General features: G+C 38.8%; 16 protein-coding genes. 14 read left to right on the top strand and 2 right to left on the bottom strand.

Translation table 11 applies throughout. From position 1 onward, the window contains the following. Window positions 1-3 precede the first annotated feature (3 nt). The 4 genes from ACJVDH_RS15830 (at window position 4) to ACJVDH_RS15815 (ending at window position 8675) form a co-directional block, all read left to right on the top strand. The gene (locus tag ACJVDH_RS15830; RefSeq protein ID WP_443944376.1) at window positions 4-1242 is read left to right on the top strand and encodes a class I SAM-dependent methyltransferase; all 1239 of its coding nucleotides are present in this window, start codon (window positions 4-6) and stop codon (window positions 1240-1242) included. A 220-nt stretch (window positions 1243-1462) separates the two neighbouring features. Further along, on the top strand, window positions 1463-3928 hold the full coding sequence (locus tag ACJVDH_RS15825) for a TonB-dependent receptor domain-containing protein (protein WP_443944375.1): 2466 nt from the start codon (window positions 1463-1465) through the stop codon (window positions 3926-3928). 167 nt (window positions 3929-4095) lie between these two features. After that, complete coding sequence (locus tag ACJVDH_RS15820) at window positions 4096-7230, top strand: SusC/RagA family TonB-linked outer membrane protein (protein WP_443944374.1); 3135 nt, start codon at window positions 4096-4098, stop codon at window positions 7228-7230. Window positions 7231-7241: 11 nt separating this feature from the next. Then, on the top strand, window positions 7242-8675 hold the full coding sequence (locus tag ACJVDH_RS15815; RefSeq protein WP_443944373.1) for a SusD/RagB family nutrient-binding outer membrane lipoprotein: 1434 nt from the start codon (window positions 7242-7244) through the stop codon (window positions 8673-8675). A gap of 92 nt (window positions 8676-8767) precedes the next feature. On the opposite strand, the gene ACJVDH_RS15810 is transcribed toward ACJVDH_RS15815, so the two are convergent. Then, window positions 8768-10402, bottom strand: a complete 1635-nt coding sequence (locus ACJVDH_RS15810) for an ABC transporter substrate-binding protein (RefSeq protein WP_443944372.1) — start codon at window positions 10400-10402, stop codon at window positions 8768-8770. A 46-nt stretch (window positions 10403-10448) separates the two neighbouring features. On the opposite strand from ACJVDH_RS15810, the gene ACJVDH_RS15805 reads away from it, so the two are divergent. Next, window positions 10449-10901 (top strand): hypothetical protein, encoded by a 453-nt coding sequence (locus ACJVDH_RS15805; RefSeq protein ID WP_443944371.1) that lies wholly within the window; start codon window positions 10449-10451, stop codon window positions 10899-10901. An 84-nt stretch (window positions 10902-10985) separates the two neighbouring features. Here ACJVDH_RS15805 and ACJVDH_RS15800 read toward each other — a convergent pair whose 3' ends face one another. Beyond that, a complete protein-coding gene (locus ACJVDH_RS15800; protein WP_443944370.1) occupies window positions 10986-11507 on the bottom strand; it encodes an NADPH-dependent FMN reductase in 522 nt (173 codons plus the stop codon). Window positions 11508-11688: 181 nt separating this feature from the next. Between ACJVDH_RS15800 and ACJVDH_RS15795 the strand changes: the two genes are divergently transcribed. The 9 genes from ACJVDH_RS15795 (at window position 11689) to ACJVDH_RS15755 (ending at window position 24008) form a co-directional block, all read left to right on the top strand. Continuing rightward, window positions 11689-12492, top strand: a complete 804-nt coding sequence (locus tag ACJVDH_RS15795) for a ParA family protein (RefSeq protein ID WP_443944369.1) — start codon at window positions 11689-11691, stop codon at window positions 12490-12492. Between the two features lie 7 nt (window positions 12493-12499). Further along, complete coding sequence (locus tag ACJVDH_RS15790; protein WP_443944368.1) at window positions 12500-13408, top strand: ParB/RepB/Spo0J family partition protein; 909 nt, start codon at window positions 12500-12502, stop codon at window positions 13406-13408. Further along, window positions 13408-14136: a DUF5683 domain-containing protein gene (locus ACJVDH_RS15785; RefSeq protein ID WP_443944367.1), complete on the top strand. Its 729-nt coding sequence runs from the start codon at window positions 13408-13410 to the stop codon at window positions 14134-14136. The genes ACJVDH_RS15790 and ACJVDH_RS15785 overlap by 1 nt, the downstream gene beginning before the upstream one ends. A gap of 4 nt (window positions 14137-14140) precedes the next feature. Beyond that, window positions 14141-14875 (top strand): 4-hydroxy-tetrahydrodipicolinate reductase, encoded by a 735-nt coding sequence (gene dapB / locus ACJVDH_RS15780; RefSeq protein WP_443944366.1) that lies wholly within the window; start codon window positions 14141-14143, stop codon window positions 14873-14875. A gap of 85 nt (window positions 14876-14960) precedes the next feature. After that, window positions 14961-16157, top strand: coding sequence for a signal peptidase I (gene lepB, locus ACJVDH_RS15775; protein WP_443944365.1), 1197 nt, complete (start codon window positions 14961-14963; stop codon window positions 16155-16157). A gap of 152 nt (window positions 16158-16309) precedes the next feature. Beyond that, a complete protein-coding gene (locus ACJVDH_RS15770) occupies window positions 16310-17500 on the top strand; it encodes an ROK family protein (RefSeq protein ID WP_443944364.1) in 1191 nt (396 codons plus the stop codon). Between the two features lie 117 nt (window positions 17501-17617). Beyond that, entirely contained in the window at window positions 17618-20884 is a 3267-nt protein-coding gene (locus ACJVDH_RS15765; RefSeq protein ID WP_443944363.1) for a SusC/RagA family TonB-linked outer membrane protein, read from the top strand. A gap of 36 nt (window positions 20885-20920) precedes the next feature. Continuing rightward, window positions 20921-22528 carry a SusD/RagB family nutrient-binding outer membrane lipoprotein gene (locus ACJVDH_RS15760; RefSeq protein WP_443944362.1) on the top strand — a complete coding sequence of 536 codons (1608 nt, stop codon included), beginning with the start codon at window positions 20921-20923 and terminating at the stop codon, window positions 22526-22528. Between the two features lie 55 nt (window positions 22529-22583). Continuing rightward, entirely contained in the window at window positions 22584-24008 is a 1425-nt protein-coding gene (locus ACJVDH_RS15755) for an alpha-L-fucosidase (protein ID WP_443944361.1), read from the top strand. The last annotated feature ends 2 nt before the right edge of the window (window positions 24009-24010 follow it).

The following is a 24010-nucleotide window of genomic DNA, read 5'->3' as shown; positions in this document are numbered from 1 at the left end:
TTTATGAATACTATTGCTGCTACAAAAATGTCGACCGGATTTTTTGAAAGAATTGTGTTAAACACGCTTTCTAAAATGAACCTGGGCAAACTGGAACTCACTTTGCCCAACGGAGAAGTGTTGTTGTTTGGCAATGGCGAAGATAAAATTGAAGCCAACATACAAATTAATCATCCTGATTTTTTTAAATCGATTGCACTTTACGGCGATATTGGTTTTGGAGAAGGTTATACCAGCGGACTTTGGGATACATCAAATATCACGAATGTAATTAAATGGGTGATATTGAATATCGAAAATGCACCGTCTGTAAGTGGGAGCAAAGTGAAATCACTCGCTTTAAATCTTTTTAAAGTGGTGAACAAACTTTATCATGTTAGACGGTCAAATACGTTGGCGGGTTCACAAAAAAATATCTCAGAACATTACGATTTGAACAATGATTTTTTCGCTACATTTTTGGATAAAACAATGACCTATTCTAGTGGTTATTTTTTTAACGAACATACCAGCTTGCTCGAATCGCAATATGCAAAATACGATCGTTTGGCCAAACAACTTAAATTGAAAGCTACAGATCATGTACTGGAAATTGGCAGCGGTTGGGGTGGCAATGCAATTTTTATGGCCAAAAATTACGGATGTAAAGTAACTTCTGTTACCATTTCTGTAGAGCAGCAAAAAATGGCTATGGAACGTGTAAAAGCTGAACAGCTTGAAGATAGAGTAGAAGTGATTATTCAGGATTATAGAAAAATTGAAGGACGCTTTGATAAAATTGTATCTATAGAAATGCTGGAAGCGGTTGGGCATCAGTTTTTAGAAACCTATTTTGAAAAATGCCAATCGTTACTTAAACCTAAAGGGATTTTTGCAATACAAGTAATTACGTCTCCGGATTGCCGTTATGATCAGCTTCGTGGCGGTGTAGATTGGATTCAGAAACATATTTTCCCTGGTTCTTTGTTGCCTTCTGTGGCGGCCATAAATCAGGCTGTTAACAATACCGGCGATCTGACTCTTGTAGATTTAAAAGATATGGGATTAGATTATGCCAAAACTCTTCACCTTTGGTGGCTGGAATTTAATAAAAACCTCGATCGCGTAAAGGCACTTGGTTTTAATGAAACGTTTGTGCGTAAATGGAACTATTATTTGAATTATTGCGAAGCGGCATTTGCGATGCGCAACATTAACGTCATGCAAATGGTATACACGCGTCCAAATAATACCAACAGGTAATTTTAGTTTCTACTTACTGATATTTTATTAAAAGTTTATTCTGGTTTATTTCTGCGATAGAGATAAATTCTATTAGTCAATTGTTGTTAGGTTTGTGTTTTCGCCGATAAAACTCGCATCTTTGCCGACGAAACCAAATAGTCTGTCACTAAAATATTTTTTTGAGTTGTAACAAAATGCAACTTGTGCAGACTAAACAACAAATGACTAACTATTAAACATGAAAAGAAATCTACTTTTAATCCTCCTTTTATTTTCGTTTTACGGTGCATGGGCGCAGTTTCCAACGGGATTTGGTGGTGGAGCAAAAAAACCGGCAGTATTGGGGCGAATCACCGCAACCATATTAGATTCGGCAACAAAACAACCTATAGATTACGCTACAATTTCTTTAATTTCTATCAAAACAAATAAATCTGTAAACGGTGGCGTAACCGATGCAAAAGGAAAACTGAGTTTACAAAATGTAGCGCCGGATGCGTATAAGTTAATGATTGGGTTTATTGGCTACAAAACAAAGTCTGTAAACGTAACAACTACTCCAGAAAAACCAGATCAGAACATCGGGAATATTGTAATTGTATCTAATGAAAATACACTTGCTGATGTTCAGGTACAAGGCACTAAAGCGGTTATTGAAAATAAAATTGACCGCATGGTATACAATGCTGAAGCAGATGGTACAAATGCTGGTGGTGATGCAACAGACGTAATGCGTAAAGTGCCAATGTTATCTGTTGATATGAATGGAAACGTACAGTTAAAAGGCGGTTCAGTTCGGGTTTTGATTAACGGAAAACCTTCTGGTACAATGGCTGCAAGTGTTTCGGATGCTTTGAAAATGATTCCAGCAGAGCAGATCAAAAGTGTAGAAGTAATTACCAGTCCATCGGCAAAATATGATGCAGAAGGTTCTGGTGGTATCATCAACATCATCACAAAAAAATCAAATGCAGAAGGCGTAAGTGGATCAATCAATACAACTGCCGGTACGCGTCAAAACAATGGTGCATTTAATTTGACTGCAAAAAGCGGGCGTTTAAGTGTAAATACCTCTCTTGGTGGAAACTTCGCTTATGCGCAAGATACCAGAACGCTTATGGTAAACAATACAACGGTTACCAATGCGCAAACTGGCGCTTCAACGGTTAATAACATCGGGCAAGACGGAATTTCCAGATGGAGCAGAGACGGTTATAACGGTAGTTTAGGCGTTGATTATGATTTTAATGCCTACAATAACATTAGCTCTACAATAAAATACAATCATTTTTATAATGGAGGTCCGGGTACGGGAATGTATACTGTTAATGGTTTAAATTTTGATAATATCCGTAGGATGGATATGTCTAGAGGCAACGTAGATTGGAATGTGGATTACCGGAAAACTTCAAAAAAAGAGGGCGAGGAATTTACAATTTCCGGCCAGCTTTCTACGGGTCAAAGTCCGACTGCATTTAGCAATATTCTTGCTCCAATAGGCGATCCGGTTAACCAGGTAGTTACCAATAGTGACAATACCGTAAAAAACAAAGAATATACTGCTCAAACAGATTATACTTATCCTTTTTCTAAAAAAACCATTCTAGAAGTCGGTGCAAAAGGAATTTTTAGGAATGTAACAAGTCAGTACGGAACAGGTGCTACAGGTTCTGATTTCGATTACAGTCAGGATGTTGCGGCGGCATATGGAGTGTTGAGTTTCGATCTGACGAATAAAATTAAATTCAAAGGTGGTTTGCGTGCAGAATATACAGCAATCAGTTTTAACACGCTAAACAATACAGGTGTAGAGAAAAATGATTATTTGAATTTATTCCCAAGTTTTGTGGTCTCTCAAACCATGAAAAAAGGTGCCACATTGAAACTAAGTTATAACAGACGCGTGCAAAGGCCAAGTGAAGCATATCTGAATCCTTTTAGCAATACCAGCGATCCATATAATATTCAGCAAGGTAATCCGCGTTTGGCGCCAGAGTTAAGCCACAACGTAGAACTGGGTTATTCAACGTTCATTAAAGGATCAATGATCAGTGCAAATGTGTATTACAGAAGAACTGGCGGTGTAATAGAAAGTTCAGTTTTGGCTACAAATAATGGTTCTGACAACAGAACGTTAACAACTTATATTAACGTTGGTACTGCGCAGACTTATGGATTAAACTTGTTTGGCTCTTACAACATCAAACCAAAGTGGACAGTGATGGGTAATTTTGCAGCCAATACGTACGAGGTTTCCAACAATGCAACAAATATCAGCACCGGAACGTTTATGAATTACAGTGTGTTTTTCCGTTCGGCTTATGGATTTGGAAAAGGTTATAATGCAGAGTTATTCAATGTGATTACATCTAAAAGAAGAACATATCAAGGATATACAGATCCTTTTTATATCTACGGTGCATCATTTAAGAAAGATATCCTGAATAAAAAAGGAAGTATCGGAGTTAACGTTTTAAATCCGTTTACCAAAAATTTGCACATCAAAACGGTTAACAACGCAAATAATGGAACCAGTACAGTATTTCAAACGATGGACATTTACTACCCGCTCCGCTCATTTGGCGTAAACTTCAGTTACTCTTTTGGTAAGTTGAAATTTACGGAGAAAAAGAAGATTAAAAATGATGACATTAAACAAGATCAGCAACAAGGTGCTGGCGGTATGGGTGGCGTACAACAATAATATTTCCTATAATTAATCATTAATTAGGCCTTTCCAGAATTTTGGGAAGGCTTTTTTTATGTATTGAAGCAGCATCAAAATTTAGTTACGTAAGGCTTTTGTCAGCTTAATATCATGCAAATCAGCTATATTGCATCAGCTATTATTAACAACCTAATCTTACTAACATGAGAAAAATTTTTACTTCAATAATTTTTCTTCTAACATTATTTCTGGGGCAGAATCTGTATGCCCAAACAATAAATGTTAAGGGAAAAATTACATCAGCAGACGATTCAGGGCCATTGCCAGGTGCTACAATCAAAATTAAAGGTTCAACTAAAGGAACATCCACCGATGGAAATGGAAATTTTTCTATTGATGTTCCATCGGCAAATGCTACATTAAACATTAGTTTATTGGGCTACGTTGCTCAGGAAGTTAACGTGAATGGCAAAACCACTATAAACGTTGTACTACAAACCGATGCGCAACAATTGCAAGAAGTTATGGTTTCTACTGCTTTGGGCATTAACCGGCAGGCAAAATCATTGGGTTATGCAGCGCAAACTGTAAAATCTGAAGATTTAAACTTTAACCACCAACCGAATTTAATTAATGCGCTACAAGGTAAAGTTGCAGGTGCCACAATATCCAGTACAGGTGGTGGTCCGGGTCAGGGCGCAAGCATACGTGTTCGGGGTATAAATTCAATCGATCCAAATATTCCAAGTGATCCATTATATGTAATTGATGGTATCCAGATTGATAATTCTACCTCTACCGTTGGCGCAAATCCGGGCGGAACGGCTTATGGCGCACGCGGAGTAACCAACAGGGCATCTGACATTAATCCGGATGACATTGAAACCATCAATATTTTAAAAGGTGGTGCAGCAACAGCTTTATATGGTTTGCGTGGTGCAAATGGAGTTGTTGTAATTACAACAAAGCGCGGTAAACAAGGTGGTGTGAGTATTAACCTAAATAGCAGCTATGGGTTTGATCAGGTTTTAAAAAGCCCGGCCGTGCAAACGGAATATACACAGGGAATAGTTGGGGTTTATACGAATCCACCTTTAGGAATTGGACCCGCCTGGGGCCCCACCATAGCAGAAGCAAAATTGTTAGATCCTACACATCCGGATCAGTTATTCAATAATTATGACCAGGCATTTGGTACTGGACAGCAGGTTAAAAACTCTATTTCTGCTGCCGGTGGTAATGATGTGGTTCGGTTTTTTTCTTCAGTTTCACAGTTGTACCAGAAAGGCATGATGCCGAATACGGATAATAAAAACTTTTCCGGCAGGTTAAATACAGATTTTACCATTAGCCCGAAATTTAAAGCAGCGGTAAATATGAATTTTACCAATTCTGGCGGGTATACATATAGTGCCGATCGTTTCGGAGAAAGTCTGGCATATTGGTCGCCGCGTTACGATGTATCCAATTATCAGAATCCAGACGGTTCACAGGTATTTCTGGGTACAAATAATCCAATCTGGGGTACGGCAAACAATCAGTTAAAGGGAAATCTAAACCGCTTTATTGGTGGTGCAACTTTTGGTTACGAGGCCGCCAAATGGTTAAATTTTTCTTACCGCTTTGGTGTAGATACGTATAACGACAACCGGGTACGCACGGCAAGAGGCCCAATGTATATTGGAGAGCCGATGTACGACAACGAACAAGGTTTTTATGGCGAATACAATACCAAATTCAGAACGCTGAACAGTACGCTTTTGGCAACCTTCAACACCAAAATTGCAAATGACCTCAACGCGACTGTACGGTTAGGACAAGAAATTTATGACAGAAGAATAAAAGACATTGGTGTACTTGGAAGTCAGCTTTCTATTTACAATTTCTTTAATCTAGGCAATTCAAAAGTACTTACGCCTTCTCAAACCATCAAAGAAAAACGTCTTGTAGGTTATTTTGGTGAGGCAACTTTTGATTACAAAAACTATCTTTTCCTGACGCTTACGGGCAGAAATGATATCACTTCTACTTTGCCTAAACAAAACAGATCTTTCTTTTATCCATCTGCGAGTTTAAGTTATGTATTTTCCGATCAGTTCAAATTGCCAGAAGTGATCAATCAGGCGAAGTTGCGTTTGTCTTATGCCAAGGTTGGTAAAGATGCATCAGAATATGTGACATCTTCCGGGTTTACCAATTATGGTTCTCTTCCTACCGGAACAACCGGATTAACCATTGGTTCAGTACTCGGTAATCCGGAACTACGCCCGGAATTTACCAATACGTATGAAGCCGGTTTGGAGATGAGTTTTTTCAAAAACCGCTTAGGTTTTGATTTTACTTATTATTATTCTTTAAGTAAAGATCAGATTGTTCAAGCGCAGCTTACTTCTGCTACGGGTTATGTAAGTACATTTATTAATGCAGGAGACATTAGAAACCGAGGTGTAGAATTGGTTATTAACGGTAAACCAATCGTTTCACAAAACTTCAAATGGGATGTAAATATGAACCTATCTGCAAACCGAAACAAAGTGCTTACAATGCCTGCCGGATTAACCGAATTGGTTTATGGTGCCGCACGTGGTTATGGAAATGCCGGCGTTACGATGAAACTGATTGAAGGGCAGCCATATGGAAATATTTACGGAAGTTACTTTAACAGGTATTACGGTAGTCAGCCAGTTGATCCGGTTTTTCTTGATAAAAATTTACCGCTGTTGATTGCAGCAAATGGTTTCCCTACAATTTCTGGTGGGCAACAGAAGCTGCTTGGAAATTCGCAGCCAGATTATATTATTGGTTTGGGAAATACTTTCAGTTATAAACAGTTTAGTTTAAACGTATTGTTTGATGCCCGTTTAGGTTTTGAAAAATACAACTGGCTGGAAGATTTTTACTCTGCATTTGGCTTGCCAGATTATACTGCAGATCGTAGAAGTTTCCGGGTTTTTGACGGTGTATTGGCCAATGGACAACCCAATACCAAACAAGTTTGGATGGGGCAAGGTGTAGCGCCAGATGGTGTAAACTATGGCGAAGGTTACTATCGCCTGTTATACAGAAATGTTTCTGAGCCGTTCGTAAGCGATGCCTCATGGGTTCGTTTGCGCTCTGCTAGTTTAACATACGCGCTTCCGGCAAAATGGCTTCCGGCAAAATCAATCAAAAACCTTTCGCTATCGGTAACCGGAAATAATTTATGGCTGTGGACAAAATACTATGGCGTAGATCCAGAATCGAGTTCATTTGATTCAGGAAGTAACAATGATGGTTCTGCGGGTTTTACTTATCCATCGGCGCGTACCATCATGTTTTCAATTAATGTGGGCTTTTAAAAGAAATCATCATGAACTCAACTATAAAATATACTTTTTATGCAGCTTTGCTGGCAACTGTCACTTTGCAAAGTTGTAAGGATAGCTATTTTGATAAATTAGCAGATAATCCCAATCAGGTAACTGTACCAACTTTAGCATCTTTATTGGCAACATCAACAACAAAAGCAGGCGTTAACAATTTCAATGTTGGTAGCGTTATTGTACCTTATGTACAATATACTGCAAACCCTGCGGCCAGCGGTGCCGGAGATACTTACCAATCTATTGATTTTAGTTCAACCTGGGATGCGTTATATTTCGCTATGGCCGATGCCAATGAAATGAAAAAACTGGCCATTACACAAAATTCAAGCGAATATAATGGCGTAGCCGATGTGTTAATTGCTTATAATCTGATCATGGCGAACGATCTTTGGGGAAGTGTTCCTTTTTCTCAAAATTTTGACGTTACCAATTTCAGGCCGAAATACGATACTCAGCAAGAAGTGTATACGCAAAGTATGGCTTTGGTAGATGAGGCGATAGCTGAACTGGCCAAAACAAACTCGGCAGTTAAACTCGCCGCAACCAGCGATTTGATTTATGGAACAGCAGGTGCAGATGAAAGAGCAAAATGGTTAAAAACGGCTTATGCGCTAAAAGCAAGATTGTTGCTTAAAGTAAGTAAAACTGCAACGTATAATCCTGCGGCGGTACTTTCTGCCCTAGATAATTCTTACACCTCTAATGCAGACGACGCCGGAATGAGTACTTTTGTTTTACGCAACTTCTGGGCAACCGTCGCTTTTAACAATGCCAATCAATCTTTAGGCGGCTGGCTTTCCGAACAACTTGTTGATCATTTGAATGGTGTAACTTATGCGATTTCAGATCCACGAATTGCAAAAATCACAGACCGTACGGTTAACAATACCTATGTTGGAACAGTGAATGGTGCAGGAAATAAAGGCCCGGCTGGCAATACCACAAAAGATGAATGTTACATTTCCAGAAATTCGCCGTGGACAAGCGATACCGCACCGATTCTGTTGATTACCTTTGCCGAACTTAAATTTATAGAAGCTGAAGCAGCATTGGCTACAAATCCAACACGGGCTTATACAGCTTATCTCGCAGGTATTGCTGCCAACATGGATAAATTGCAGGTTGCCGCTACTGATAAAGCAACTTACCTGGCGCAACCTGGAGTTGCCGTTGGTGCATCGGCACTAACAAGAGACCTGATTTTAAAGGAGAAATACGTTGCAATGTATTTGAATCCTGAAGCCTGGAACGATGCCCGCAGATACGATTACAAATACAAGAATTTTACCTTACCGGATAACGCTGTGCTGTCTAATTTTATCCGTCGGTTAGATTATCCGCAAGGCGAAAGAAGTAAAAACGGTGCAAATGTACCTACAGAGGTACCAAGAGACACTAAGCTCTGGTGGGATCAGTAAAATCCAGATTTAAATTTTTAATAAAGCCCTGGCAAATATATGTCGGGGCTTATTTTTTTGAGCAATTTCGCTCCGTTTGTGAAAGGACTCTTTTAGCGTTTTTTTACGGTTTTAAGTATCATCAGGCTTTGCGCATTGGTAACGTAACCAGAAATATTGTTGTGGAGCATCACTACAGATTGATCGTAAAATAAAGGAACTACAGGTGCATTATCCATTACCAGTTGATCCATTTTCTGGTACAGTGCGAAGCGCTTTTCGTCATTGGGTTCGTAATAACTTTGTTCAAACAATTTATCAAATTCGCGATTGTAAAAAGCAGTATAATTGGGGCCAAAAGGAACTTTATTTTTAGAATAAAACATGGATAAGAAATTTTCTCCGTCGCCATAATCCGATAGCCAGGAGGCCCTGAAAAAGTTTACCTGGTTTTTGGAAATCAGATCGCGCAAGCTGGTACTTGGGCCAACATCTACCTTTACTTTAATGCCGATGGAGGTAAGTTCTCCCTGGATAAATTCTATCAAATCTTTATATGTTGGTGTAGTGTTTAAGGTAATCTCTGGCAAATTTTTTCCGTTTGGAAAACCCGCTTCGGCCAGCAAAGCTATTGCCTTTTGGTAATTGTATGTATAGCCTTTTACCTTAGTGGTGTCAAAACCAGGCATGCCTTGTGGTACGAAACCAGAACCGGCCGGAATACCAACTCCATTTCTGAGGTATTTAATCAGTTTATCCTTATCAATTGCGTAATTGATTGCCTGCCGTATTTTTTTAATTTTTAATGGCGAATTTTTCACCAAAGCCAGGTTTGTATCTACCAGAATGCCCACATATTCGGTGCAGAGATAAGGGCTTTTAATGAGCTGGAACTTTCCTTTGTATTTAGAGGTCATGTTGCCACTCTTGGTGAGGATATCATCGCGATAGCTGCCATCTACATTGTAGTAGAAATCGAGGTCTTTTTTCAAAAAACTCATAAATCCACTTTGTTTATCGGTTATAAAACTGGCTTTCACGGCGTCCAGATAAGGCATTGAAACATTGTTTTTATCCCGTTCAAAGTATTTTTCATTTTTCAGTAGGACCAAAATCTCGCCTTCTTTCCAGTATTTAAACTTAAACGGGCCGGTACCAACCGGATGACTTCTGAAATCTTTTCCGTAATGCTCTACCACTTCTTTGGGCACTACAGAGCAATATTGAGTAGTAAGCATACTCATAAATGGCGGGAAAGGGCGAAGCAGTTCTATCTTAAAAGTAGAATCATTTATGGCAACAAAACTTTCTTTTCCCTTTACTTTATCGCTAAAAATCCAACCACCTGATGAGGCTACTTTTGGGTCAATTAATCGGTAAAAACTGTAAGCAAAATCGTTGGCAGTCACTTTTCTGCCTTTACCATTTTTAAAAACCGGATCGTCATGAAAAAAAACATCGCTACGCAAATGGAAAGTGTAGGTTAATCCATTGGCACTTTTTTCCCAACTTTTGGCAATACACGGAACAGTTTGCAGCTGCGGATTAATCTGTACCAAACCATTGAAAATCTGATTGGTCATCCAGATGGCATTTTGGTTTCTGGCGAAAGCGGGATCCATCGAAGTTAATCCCTGATCGAGATTGATATTAAACACTTTTCGTGTATCGTTTGGCGTTTTTTCTGTGCAAGACAGGATTGAAGCAGCACAGAAAAAACAAAATATGTAACTAAATAAACGAAGCATGCGGGAAGGATTGTTATTTTTGCACAAATTAATAATTAAAATGGAGATGTCTTTTTTAAACGAGTTATTTATTGGCCTTGATGATGCTAAACAGGAAGATTTGCAAGAGCGTTTGGATATTGTTGAACATAAAATAAAATTTATGGACAGAGTGCCTGTGGCTTGTTTAGATGTGAATAACCATCCGGTTTATGATTTAATTGAAGAAATTTCGCTGGCTGGCGGAATGATTGAGACAGACATCAGGAGTGCTGTTTTTGTAATTTATTATCAACCAGGCAAAACGCTTACAGATTTAATGCGGGAAGTGCCTTCGGTACTCGATTCGGATTGGCAAGCTGTGAACAATAACCGCATCATTTTACTGAATGATAATGCCGAAAATTTACGCAACGCAGAAAGCGCTGTTGCACTTATTGAAGATATTTCAGAAATGCTACATCCCGGATCGTTCATTTTCGGTCATGAAGGCGATAAATGGATTAGGTTTGGTGGATAATTAAATTTCAGCCCGCGCGTCCTTTCGAACGAAGCGCAGCGCAAAGAGAAACCTAAATCTTCAGGATATTAAATAGCTAGAGCATCAAAACGCAATAAACTTTTCTATTTGCTCATTTACAAACTTCACGGTATCTTCTTGGTACAAAAGCCCATCGGCATTTAATTCTGATTTGATATTTGGAATATGAATCCTCAATGGCAAAATGTGCAAATGGATGTAATGGCAAACGCCGGTAAAGTGATCTACGCCACGTATATTTCCATATTTGCCGGAAGAAAGTCCAACCAAAGCCGCTTTTTTATTGGCAAAGCTATCGGGATAATTGCAGGCATCAATCAATACTTTTAACACACCAGGGTAACTTCCATTATATTCTGGCATAATAAAAAGAAATTTTTCGGTCTGGTTAATCATTTCCTGAATCGATTGGAAAGCCTCAGAGCGTTTCCCGAACATATCGGTATTTAATACATCGGCAGGCAAATGTTCCAAACTAAAGACAGAAGCGTCATCGCCTTTTAATTTAAACTGAGACTGGTAATATTTTGCTATTTTTAGCGTATTGCTATTGGGTCTGTTGGTAGCAGCGATAATCGTGATCATGGATAATTGTGGATAAGATGTTTAAAACCCAAGAACGCTTATTGCTAAAATTGCTTTATAGTTTGTATCTTAGCTGATTAAGAAAAAGGCCGTAAACAAAGCAAAAATAGCACTTTTTACGGATTAAAGCACAAAGAAATACACAGCCAAAATAAACGTTCAGTAAATTTCGGATACATAGATGAGCAAAATAATTGCATTAGCAAATCAAAAAGGTGGCGTTGGTAAAACAACCTCCTCTATAAACCTGGCTGCAAGTTTGGCCGTATTGGAATATAAAACATTGTTGGTAGATGCTGATCCTCAGGCAAATTCAACTTCTGGTATTGGATTTGATCCAAGAAATATAAAAGATAGCATTTACGAGTGCATTATTAACGATATTGATCCTGCGGATGCCATTCAGAAAACAGATACACCAAATTTAGATCTGTTGCCGGCGCATATCGATTTGGTAGGTGCAGAAATTGAGATGATTAATCTGACCAATCGCGAATATAAAATGAAAGCGGTTTTGGAGAAGATAAAAGATCAGTACGATTTTATCATTATCGATTGTTCGCCTTCGTTGGGATTAATTACCATCAACGCGTTAACAGCCGCCGATTCTGTAATTATCCCTGTTCAATGTGAATATTTTGCTTTAGAAGGTTTGGGTAAATTGCTTAACACCATCAAAATTGTACAGAACCGTTTAAATCCGGAGTTGGAAATTGAAGGCATTTTATTGACGATGTACGATGTGCGTTTACGTTTGTCTAACCAAGTGGTAGAAGAAGTGAAAACACATTTTCAGGATTTGGTTTTTGAAACCATTATACAAAGAAATACACGTTTAAGTGAAGCACCAAGTTATGGTGTATCGGTAATTATGCACGATGCCAACTGTAAGGGCGCAATAAATTACCTGAACCTGGCTCGTGAAATCGTTAAGAAAAACGGATTACTCAGGGAAGAAGAAAATATTGGAACGGCAACATTATAAATTATAGATGACATCTTTTCAGCGAAAAACAGGTTTAGGAAGAGGGCTAAGTGCGCTTTTAGATGATAATGAGGCAGCCAACGCACCCAAACAAGGTGTTACTGCGGTTAGTGAAACCGAACAGGTTGGAAGCATCAGTCATGTAAATTTATCAGAAATTGAAACCAATCCATTTCAGCCACGTACAGAATTTGATCAGGTTGCGCTTGGAGAACTTGCCGATTCAATCAAAGTTCAGGGATTAATACAGCCCATCACTGTACGTAAATTATCAGCAAATAAATACCAGTTAATTTCCGGAGAAAGGCGTTTCCGTGCTTCTTCACTTGCTGGTTTAACCAAAGTTCCGGCTTATATCAGAAGTGCAAATGACCAGCAAATGCTGGAAATGGCACTGATTGAAAACATTCAGCGCGAAAACCTGAATGCGATTGAGGTTGCATTAAGTTTCCAACGGATGATTGATGAAGTTGGTTTGAAACAGGAACAACTTGGCGAACGCGTAGGAAAAAACAGAACTACCGTAACCAATTATTTGCGTTTATTGAAACTTCCGCCAGCCATTCAGGCCGCTATTCGCGACCAACGGATTAGTATGGGCCATGCCCGCGCATTGATTAATGTGGATGGGGTAGACAAACAGTTGTTTATTTTTCAGGAAATTCTGGATAAAAACCTTTCTGTACGTAAAGTAGAAGAAATGGTTCGGAATTTACAACATGCACCGCTTAAAGCTGCAGATAAAACTAAAGCTGGTGGTGTTTCTTTTCAATATCAAAAACTTCAGGATGATCTGGCTTCAAAATTCGCTACGCGTGTAAAACTTAAAGTTGGCCAGGGTGGAAAAGGATCAATAGAAATTCCTTTCCTGGGCGATGAAGATTTGAACAGAATCCTGGAATTACTGGATTGGTAATGCTGCAAAGTAAAAAAATCATACTGCTTTTTGCACTGACTCTTTGTTCTGCACTCGGCGCATTTGCGCAAGTAGCAGATTCTGTTTCTAAACCTGTAGATTCTTTAAAATCTGTAAAACCGGCTAATGTAGAAGAAATTAAGCCAATGAGCAGACGCGATTCTATGAAAGCGAAATATGTAAACCCTGGCAAAGTTGCCGGTAGAAAAGCCGTATTTCGTTCGATGATTATTCCGGGATGGGGGCAATTGTATAATATGCAAATCCTGAATGATGGCAATGGAACACGGGCAGGCAAAAGTCAGACATTTCAAAAAATCTATACCGGAGCAAAAATTGCGGCAATTTATGGTGGTTTGGGTGCACTCACAGCGGCATATATCAGCAACAGAAAAAATTATAAAATCTTTTTACGGCAAGGACAGATTTACGAACAAATCCGGCTCGGTACAGCAACAACTGCAGATTTGGATCAGACACTAATTAGATACAATGAAAGCAGTATCTTAAATGCAAAAAGCACCTATAAGCGTAACTATCAAATTGTTATATTTTCTTACGGTTTGGTTTATTTTGCCAATATCGTAGATGCATATGTTGCTGCACGTTTGCATTTCTTTAATATAGACGATAATTTATCTTTTAAAATTAGTCCGTCTGTTCTACCCACAAATTCGATGTACGGATTAAATTTGAGTCCGGCATTAAAACTTTCCTTAAATTTTTAAAAATATGAAAATAGCGCTGTTAGGATATGGCAAAATGGGGCAAATAATAGAAAGATTTGCTTTAGAGCGTGGCCATGAAATTGTACTGAAAATTTCTGTAGATAATTTAGATGATTTAACTCGCCAGAACCTGAAATCTGCGGATGTGGCAATAGATTTTAGTACACCTGATTCCGTTTTACATAATATAAATGTATGCTTTGATGCAAATGTACCAATTGTAGTAGGCACTACAGGCTGGTATGGTAAATTGCAAGAGGTAAAAAATGAATGCAACAGTAGTAACAATGCCTTGCTCTATGGGTCTAACTTCAGTATTGGCGTTAACTTGTTTTTTAAATTGAACCAGACTTTGGCGAAGTTGATGAATAATTATCCGGCTTATGAAGTTCAGGTAGAAGAAATTCACCACACACAGAAATTGGATGCACCAAGCGGAACCGCAATTACATTGGCAGAAGGTATTGTAGATAATATAGAACGAAAAGGCGAATGGTTAAACCAAGTAGTTGGTGCCGAAACTCAGCAAAGTATAACTGCCGAGCAATTGCTTATCGAATCGCTCAGAATTGAAAATATTCCGGGTACGCATACCGTAATCTATAGTAGTGAAGTAGATGATATTGAAATAAAACATACAGCACACAGCCGGGCAGGTTTCGCTTTAGGCGCCGTTGTAGCAGCAGAATGGTTGAAAGATAAAACTGGTTTTTACAGTATTACCGATATTTTTGAATAGATTTATCAAAACAAACATCCCCATTAAATAGCAGATAATAGTTAGCCGGTTTACTAAAATAAACCGTTAACCAAGCAAATTAGATATGAATTATAAATTCTGGCAGAAGAGAAAGGATGCCCCTAAAAAGAAAAAAACAAAAACACGCGAGTGGGTAGATGCAATTGTATTTGCTGTTGTAGCCGCAACCATTATCCGCGTATTTTTTATAGAAGCTTATACCATTCCTTCAGGATCAATGGAACGCTCACTACTTATTGGCGATTTTTTGTTTGTGAGTAAAGTAAATTACGGTCCGCGGATTCCAATGACACCTGTTGCTTTTCCTTTTGCACACCACACTATGCCATTAACAACATCGACAAAAGCGTATTGGGACGGCGTACAATGGAAGTATCATCGTTTACCTGGTCTTTCAGATATTAAAAGAAACGATGTTGTGGTATTTAACTTCCCGGAAGGAGATACTGTAGCAGTTGAAAATCAAAATGCAAGTTATTATGATTTAGAACGTGCATACGGACATGATGGCGTTCGACAGAACTTTACAATTATAGACCGTCCGGTTGATAAACGAGAAAATTACATTAAACGTTGTATAGGAATTGCCGGCGATGTCATCAGCATGAAAAATGGTATTGTAAACGTTAATGGAAAAGATGAACCTTTAAAAAATACCGGTATGATGCCTTACCGTGTACAATTTAAAACAACAGACATTAATATGTCTGTACTGGATGAATTTAATTTCGGTCCGGGTGATATTTCTTCTACCGGCGATTCAAAAGTATTTATCATCAATGCTTCGTCTGATATGGCTGATAAAATGAAAGCATTGGATTTTGTTCAATCTGTGGCTTTAGCACCTGATGCCGTTGGGCCGGAATCTGGTGGTATATTTCCACATGATCCTAATCGTGCCTGGAACAGGGATAATTTTGGACCGGTTAAAATTCCGGCGAAAGGATGGACTGTTAATATCGATAGCGTAACTATGCCGATTTACTATCGTGCAATTCGTACTTATGAAGGAAACAAAGTGGAGAAAAAAGACAATATATGGTACATCAACGATAAACCTGCAACAAGCTATACCTTCAAAATGGATTACTACTGGATGATGGGAGATAACCGTCACAACTCAGCAGATTCGCGTTATTGGGGCTTTGTTCCTGAAGATCACGTTGTAGGAAAAGCACTATTTATCTGGATGAGTTGGGATAGCAATGCGTCATTCTTTAGCAAAATAAGATGGAGCAGATTATTTAGAGGTATTCACTAAATAAAATAACAATAAACTACATGAAGGCGAATAATCGAAAGATTATTCGCCTTCATGCTTTAAAAGCAGTTGATAATTATCTTTTAAAAAAAATTAAAAAGTTACGACATGTTTTAAATTTATTTATTAAGTTTGATTTATAAACAAACTTTATGTCCATAATTGTGGAGAAAAGTCAGCGACTTAAAGCTGACGTGATCAAACATTTATACTATAAACAAGTGTTATCGCTTACCGATTTAAGTAAGCTGACGCAAAAAAGTTTGCCTTTGGTAACATCGGTAGTCAACGGATTGGTTTCTGAAGGCTATATTATGGAACAAGGTTTTGCGCCCTCTACAGGTGGAAGACGCCCATTGATGTTCCTCATCAATCCTAATCTTAAAAAATATATTGTGGCCATTGCGATGGATCAGCTAACCACCCGGTTAACGATCTATAACCTATCGCGCAAAATGGTAATCCCGGTTCAGATACTGGATTTCGATCTGACTGCTGATGAGAGCAGTGCAGATGATTTGGTTGCGTTTATTAATGGGTGTATAGCAACTTCGGGAATTGATAAAAAAGATATTCTTGGTGCAGGAATTGGTATGCCAGGTTTTGTAAATGCAGAAGCCGGCGTAAACCATACCTATCTAAAGCTTCATGGAAAAACCACCATACAAGATTTTTTGACTCAGGGAATTGAGTTGCCGGTTTTTATCGATAACGATTCGAGCCTGATTGCATTAGCCGAACTTAATTTTGGTGAAGCGCAAAGTATGCAAGATGTACTGGTTGTCAACATGGGTTGGGGAACGGGCTTGGGCATGATTCTGAACGGAAAACTTTACCGCGGCAGTGGCGGTAATGCAGGTGAATTTAGCCACATTCCGCTTTCTAATAGCAGCAACCTTTGTTCTTGTGGTAAAAGAGGCTGTTTACAATTGGATACTTCGCTTCTTGTTATGTCTCAAAAAGCGGAGCAGGCTGTTGCAGCAGGAACGGAGTCAAGTTTGAAAAAACTGTTTGAAGATAAAAGTCGGCACGCCAGCGATCATTTCTTAGAAGCAGTAAGTCAGCAAGATCCCGCTGCGGTTTCTATTCTTGCGCAGGCAGCGTTTCAAATGGGAAAAGGGTTGGCAACGTTGATCCACATATTAAATCCAGAGTGTATTGTATTGAGCGGCCGAGGTGCAAAAGCGGGCAAAATGCTGCTTCCGCCAATACAACAGGCCATAAACGAATTTTGTATTCCAAGAATAGCCGAACAAACCAGCATTAAACTTTCCACTTTAACAGACGGCGCAGAGTTACTCGCTGCAGCCAGTTTAATGATGGAACATCACCACATCGAATAAACAACCCTATACATAAACTAACCAATTAAAAACCCATAACCAAATGAGAGGATAACAACCAAACTCTGACTCCCAACAGCTACCAACAACTTAAATCTTAAACAAAATTAAACAATCATGAAAAAATTCTACATGAGGTGTTTAAGCGTGCTATTACTAACCATAATTACAGTAGCAGCTTATGCACAAACAACCATCACCGGCACGGTGAGAGACGCATCTGGCGTACTACCGGGCGTAAGTGTTTCGGTTAAAGGAACAGCTAAAGTTACCCAAACCGATGGATCTGGTAAATTTTCAATTTCTGCAAACCCAACCGATGTGTTGGTATTCACAGCAGTTGGTTATTCCAGGCTCGAAATGCCTTTAGAAGGTAAAACAACCCTTTCTGTCAGCTTAAAGGAAAGTGCTAATGATCTTGAAGAAGTGAAAGTAGTCAGTACTGCTCTTGGCATTAAAAGACAGGAAAAATCTCTTGGATATGCCGTAAGTACAGTTTCTGCTAAACAATTAACAGAGGCTGGAAACACAAATTTTGCATCTGCTTTATATGGTAAAGCAGCAGGTGTTAAAATTACAACAGCACCAGGTGGAGCAAGTAGTGCAGTAAATGTTCAAATCCGTGGAATCAATTCTATCAGTTACAATCAACAACCATTATACGTCGTAGATGGGGTAATGATTCGTAACGATGGACAAAATGGTGCAGCAGGTGCAAATAATAACAATTACTGGGACGATCAGCGGATTCGCGGAAATGGTATTTTAGATATTAACCCTGCAGATATTGAGAGTCTTACCGTGTTGAAAGGCGCAAGTGCTTCTGCTTTATATGGATCAGATGCGGGTAGCGGTGTAGTGGTAATCACAACCAAAAAAGGTTCAAAAGCCAGAGGTCTAGGAATTGATTTTAATTATCAGGGATCTGTAGACCAGGTTGCTTTTTTACCTAACTTCCAAAATACGTATGGACCAGGTTATGACAGGGCAACCAACGTTGCGAACGGCGCAACAGAAGAAGGATGGATTGCAGATGCAACTTCGCCTTCAGGTTATCGACCATATTTTCGTGCTTATGCCAACTTCGGCCCAAAAATGGAAGGACAACAAGTAAGATGGTGGGATGGATCTATCCGTTCTTATTCTCCTCAGCCGGATAACTATAAGGATGTTTATCAAACAGGCTATACTTCTAACGCAAACATTGCAATTTCTAATCAAACTGATGCCGTTAATTATAGATTCTCTGCATCAAGATTAGATTATAAGGGAACTCAGCCAGGGAATACCGGTACAAAAAATAGTTTCAATTTGAATTCTACAATCAAGATGGCACCGAGGTTATCTGCCGATGTAATTGTGAGTTATGTGAATACCATTACCAACAATAGACCTTATCAGTTGGGACAGGTATTGGGGTCTTTTGGCGGATTTTTTAGTCGTGCCGAAGATATGGGCCTGATGAAAGAAAAGTTCCAAACCAGCAATGGATATAAATATGCAACTTTTGATCAAACCACTCGTCCTGAGCCATTTTTGTATAATATTCGCGCAACAAACTTGCTTGATTTTTACTGGCAACAGTTAAAAAACACGTATACGGAGAACGAAAATCGCCTGATGTCTAGTTTCACGCTAAATTATGATGTGGCCAAAAACCTAAAATTCAGAGGTCGTATTGGTAATGATTATACAGGTGCAAGAACAGAAAATAATCAGTACAACGAATACCCTATTGCTTTAAACGGAACCACTAGTAGCGGTGCATATGTTACCACTCAAGGTCAGTATGCAATTTTATATGGTGATGCGTTATTGACGTATTCAAATAAAATTGGGAAGGACTTAGCAGTTTCGTTAAGTGGTGGATATCAAGGCAGACAGGAAAAATATAAGGATCAAAAATCAAATACCAGAGATGGTCTGGTTTCTGAAAACTGGTTTTCTTTAAGCAATTCGTTTGGTGTTGTAGAGACAACTGACACTAGAAAAGAGCAATTGAAGTATGCTTATTTAGGTATTTTAAACTTAGCTTATAAAGACTTCTTATTCCTTGAAGGAACCGGAAGACGTGAATATGTATCTACACTCCCAGTTGAAAACAATCAGTACTCTTATTTTTCACTAAATGGTGGTTTTGTATTTAGTGATTTGTGGAAATTACCAAGCTTTTGGGATTATGGAAAAATCCGCGCATCGTATGGTGTTGTAGGTAATGCACCTCCGGTTTATGAATCGAATATTGTATATACTCAGAGCTCATTACAATCCATCAACGGATCAGTACCATCATTGCTAACAGCTAGTGCATTTGGTAATAATTCACTTTTGCCTGAGAAAAAACACGAAGCAGAATTTGGTTTAGAAACGCGTTTTCTAAAAGGTAGATTAGGTTTAGATGTAAGTTATTATGATAATCGTGTTAAAAATCAAATCGTTCCATTGACAGTAAGTTCTACAGTTGGTGCAAAAAGCCAGATTGTAAATGTTGGTGAGATTGGAAGCCGAGGTGTTGAACTCGCTTTGAACGCAACACCAATCAGCGGTAAATTTCGTTGGGATACCCGTTTTAATATTTCATCAAATAAATCAAGAGTAATTTCTCTAATGGAAGGAATGACCGAGCTGAACTTTTATCAATCGGATCAGTCTACTGCAAAAATTGTAGCCAAAGCAGGAGAAGAACTTGGCAATATCTATATCCGCCCACGTAAAACCGATGCAAACGGAAACTACTTGATCAATGATGATGGTTACTATGTGATGGATAATACTACGTATGTAAAAGCTGGAAATATTATGCCTAAAGTAGTCGGTGGTTTTTCAAACACATTTAGTTATGGAAATCTGTCTCTTGATTTCACGATTGATTACCGGATTGGTGGAAGTATGATTGCACCTAACTTAAAATACATGCGTGGTGCTGGTATGTTAGAAAATTCAATGGAATTTAGAGATGCAGCCAATGGCGGTTTAACATATACTTCTGGCGGTAAAACCTATACAGATGGTGTTTTATTGACCGGTGTAAATGAAAATACCGGATTGGCAAATACGAAAGTTTTATCTGCTGCTGATTACTACCTGACCACCTATAACTGGGGCGAAGGATCATTGACAGAAGGCGAAATTTTCAAAAATAACTATGTGAAAATGAGAGAAGTGGTATTGAGTTACAAAATTCCATCATCATTTACCAAAAAGTTAAACATTACCAATTTACGGTTTTCTTTGATCGGGCGTAATTTGTTCTACATCTATCGTACGCTTAAAGATCTTGATCCTGAAGCACCACTGGGTAACAAATGGTGGTCACAAGGAGTTGATGTGGGCTCTACTGCAGCATCAAGAAACTTTGGATTCTCATTAACCGCTAATTTCTAACCGAGAAAATCTGATTTTCATTAAAAAAATATCAAGATGAAAAAAATAATCATAAATGTGAGCTTCTTTATAATGGCCATCACAACTATAGTTGGTTGTAAAAAGTCCTTAGAAGAACAATATATAAATCCAGAAAAAGCAACTGATGCCAGTGTAGCTGGCCTTTTTACAGGGATGTTAAACAATGATCGTGTTGCTGCCAAATATTGGAATGTCCGTACGTTTTTAACCCAGATGCCTGGTGTTTACGCACAAACAGCATATATCGCAAATGGCAATACGGTTTACCAACAAAGTGATTCTTATTCACAACAATATTGGGACGATTTTTATTCTACAGGAGGAAACGGAAGTGGAGTAATGGCTCTTTATCGTGCAATGGACGTGAAATTTAACTCACTATCTGCCTCAGAGCAAGCTGCTCAAAAAGTAATTACACAAGCAGCTAAAGTGGTTTTGATAGAGCAAGCTGCTAAAATGGTTGATTTGTGGGGAGATATTCCATACTCTGAGGCTGGAAGCCTTGAAGTGTCAAGTTCGATAAAGCTTCCTAAATACGATGAACAAAAAGCGCTTTACACCACCTTTATCAGTGATTTGGCTGCCTTAGGAACGTATTTTAAAACCGCGACTACAAATTCTACTTTTTCAAAAGCGGATATTTTACTTCAAGGTAATGTAACGAAGTGGGCGAGCTACGCAAATTCTTTACGTTTGCGTTTGTTAATGCGAATCTCCAAAACGGATGAAACTACTGCCAGAACCGCTGTTTTGGCCATGCTCGCAGATCCGACGAACTTTCCGTTAGTTGATGGAGGAAATGTTGGTACATACAACCCAGGTGCTTCAGATATTTTACTTCAACCATTAACCAACAGTACAAGTACACTTAAAGATGCCTTCTTGGAAGGTTCTTGGTATGCTACAGATTATATGTTAAATACGGTAATGCTTCCGGCAAATGACCCGCGTATTCCGGTAATATATGACAAATTTGGGCGTACAGTAAAACAAAATAATGTTGATGTTTTCGTTCCAAATAAAGAGTATAAGGCTATGCCAGTTACTTTTACAACTGCGCAGCAAGAGTCGAGCTTTGCAGATTATTCGATTTTAGATTCGGCTACATTCTTGTTAAATCCTAAACTACCTGGTATTTTGATTACAGCTTCTGAAGTAAATTTCCTGAAGGCAGAAGCTTATGAAAGGTGGGGAACATCAGCAAACGCTAAAATTGCATATGATAATGCGCTAAGACAGTCAGTAGCTTTCTATCATTATTTAAATAATCTGAATGTTGGTAATGGGTATGTTAACGTAACTGCTCCGGCAACTTCAGTGATTGATAGCTGGGTAAACTCATCAACTGCATCCTATACAGGTTCTGCTACAAATAAACTCTCGCTAATCTATAATCAGAAGTGGGTTCACTTTGGCGTTCTTCAATCTACTGAGGCCTGGTCTGAGTACAGAAGAACAGGATACCCTGTTTTAACTTTTCCATCCGATGGGAAACTTAGTGGATATTCTACTCCGCCAACGCGTTTGATCTATCCCTCAGGAGAAAAAACTTACAACGCAGCCAACTATCAGGCGGTTGTTTCTAAAGATACCCGAACTACAAAATTATTCTGGATGCCTTAAACATCGAACCTTAAATCCCGGCTTAAAATACCGGGATTTTTATTATACTTAAATTATGAAAATTCGCACCTTACTCTTACTCATCTCAATTTGCTGCTCCCATTCGTTATTTGCCCAAAGGGATGATATCGTTCAACAATCTTCTAAATACGAGGCTCCAACTGATCCTTTAGTACAAGCTAAATTGGACAGCTGGCAGGATAAAAAATTTGGCATGATCCTGCATTGGGGTTTATATGCTGTTCCCGGAATAATCGAATCCTGGTCTATTTGTTCTGAAGATTGGATAGAAAGAGACAGTACTGTAAAGTATGAAGACTATAAAAAATGGTATTGGGGTTTGAGCGAAAAATTTAACCCAACAAATTTTAATCCCGAACAATGGGCAAAAGCCGGTAAAAATGCGGGGATGAAATACATGGTTTTTACAACAAAACACCACGATGGTTTTGCCATGTTTGATACCAAAGAAAGTGATTTCAGTATTGCAAAAGGGCCATTTTCCAGCAATCCAAAAAAAGATGTAGCCAAATACGTGTTTGATGCCTTCCGTAAAGAAAATTTTATGATTGGCGCTTACTTTTCAAAACCAGATTGGCATTCGCAATATTATTGGTGGGATAAATATGCAACCGCCAACCGCAATAACAATTATGATATTGAAAAGAATAAATGGCGCTGGGATATGTTCAAAAAATTCACTTACAATCAAATCGGCGAATTGATGAACAATTACGGAAGCATTGATATTCTTTGGCTAGATGGCGGATGGGTTCGTCCATTGGCATCTGTAAATGAAGAAGTATTATCCTGGGGCGCGCCTATCCCGAAATGGAGTCAGGATATTGATATGCCCAAAATTGCCGGAATGGCCAGAAAAGCACAGCCGGGCTTAATTATGGTAGATCGTACCGTTCACGGTCAGTATGAAAACTATCAGACACCAGAACAAAAAATCCCGGAAACACAATTGGATTACCCTTGGGAAAGTTGTTTAACACTAAATGGAAATTGGGGTTGGGTACCCAATGATCCATATAAAACAGCGAAAGACGTGGTACATAAACTGGTAGAAGTTGCAGCCAAAGGCGGAAATTTATTGCTGGGCGTTGGCCCAAAACCAGATGGAACAATGGATGAAGGTGCCATTTCGCGCCTAAACGAAATCGGAGAATGGACCAGCGTAAATGAAAATGCAATTTACAACACCCGCATCACTAAAAACTATCACGATGGCGATACCTGGTTTACACAAAGTAAAGACGGTAAAACAATTTTCGGAATCTTTCTGGTAAAAGACAATCAGGTTAATGAAATTTCCTGGAAAGGCAATACACCCCAAAAGGGTTCGGCAATTACGTTACTAAATGGCAAAGCGAAAGCAAGGTGGACTTCAAAAGATGGCGTAACAACCTTGCAGTTGCCTAAAAATGCCGGGCAGGTTGCAATTGCTTTTTCTTTTACCCCAGAAAAGCTGTAAAA

Origin of the sequence: Pedobacter terrestris, from assembly GCF_052343045.1 — a bacterium.
Lineage (GTDB): Bacteria > Bacteroidota > Bacteroidia > Sphingobacteriales > Sphingobacteriaceae > Pedobacter.
Note: the sequence above shows the minus strand (reverse complement) of the source record. Positions and strands in the feature narration are given on the sequence as shown.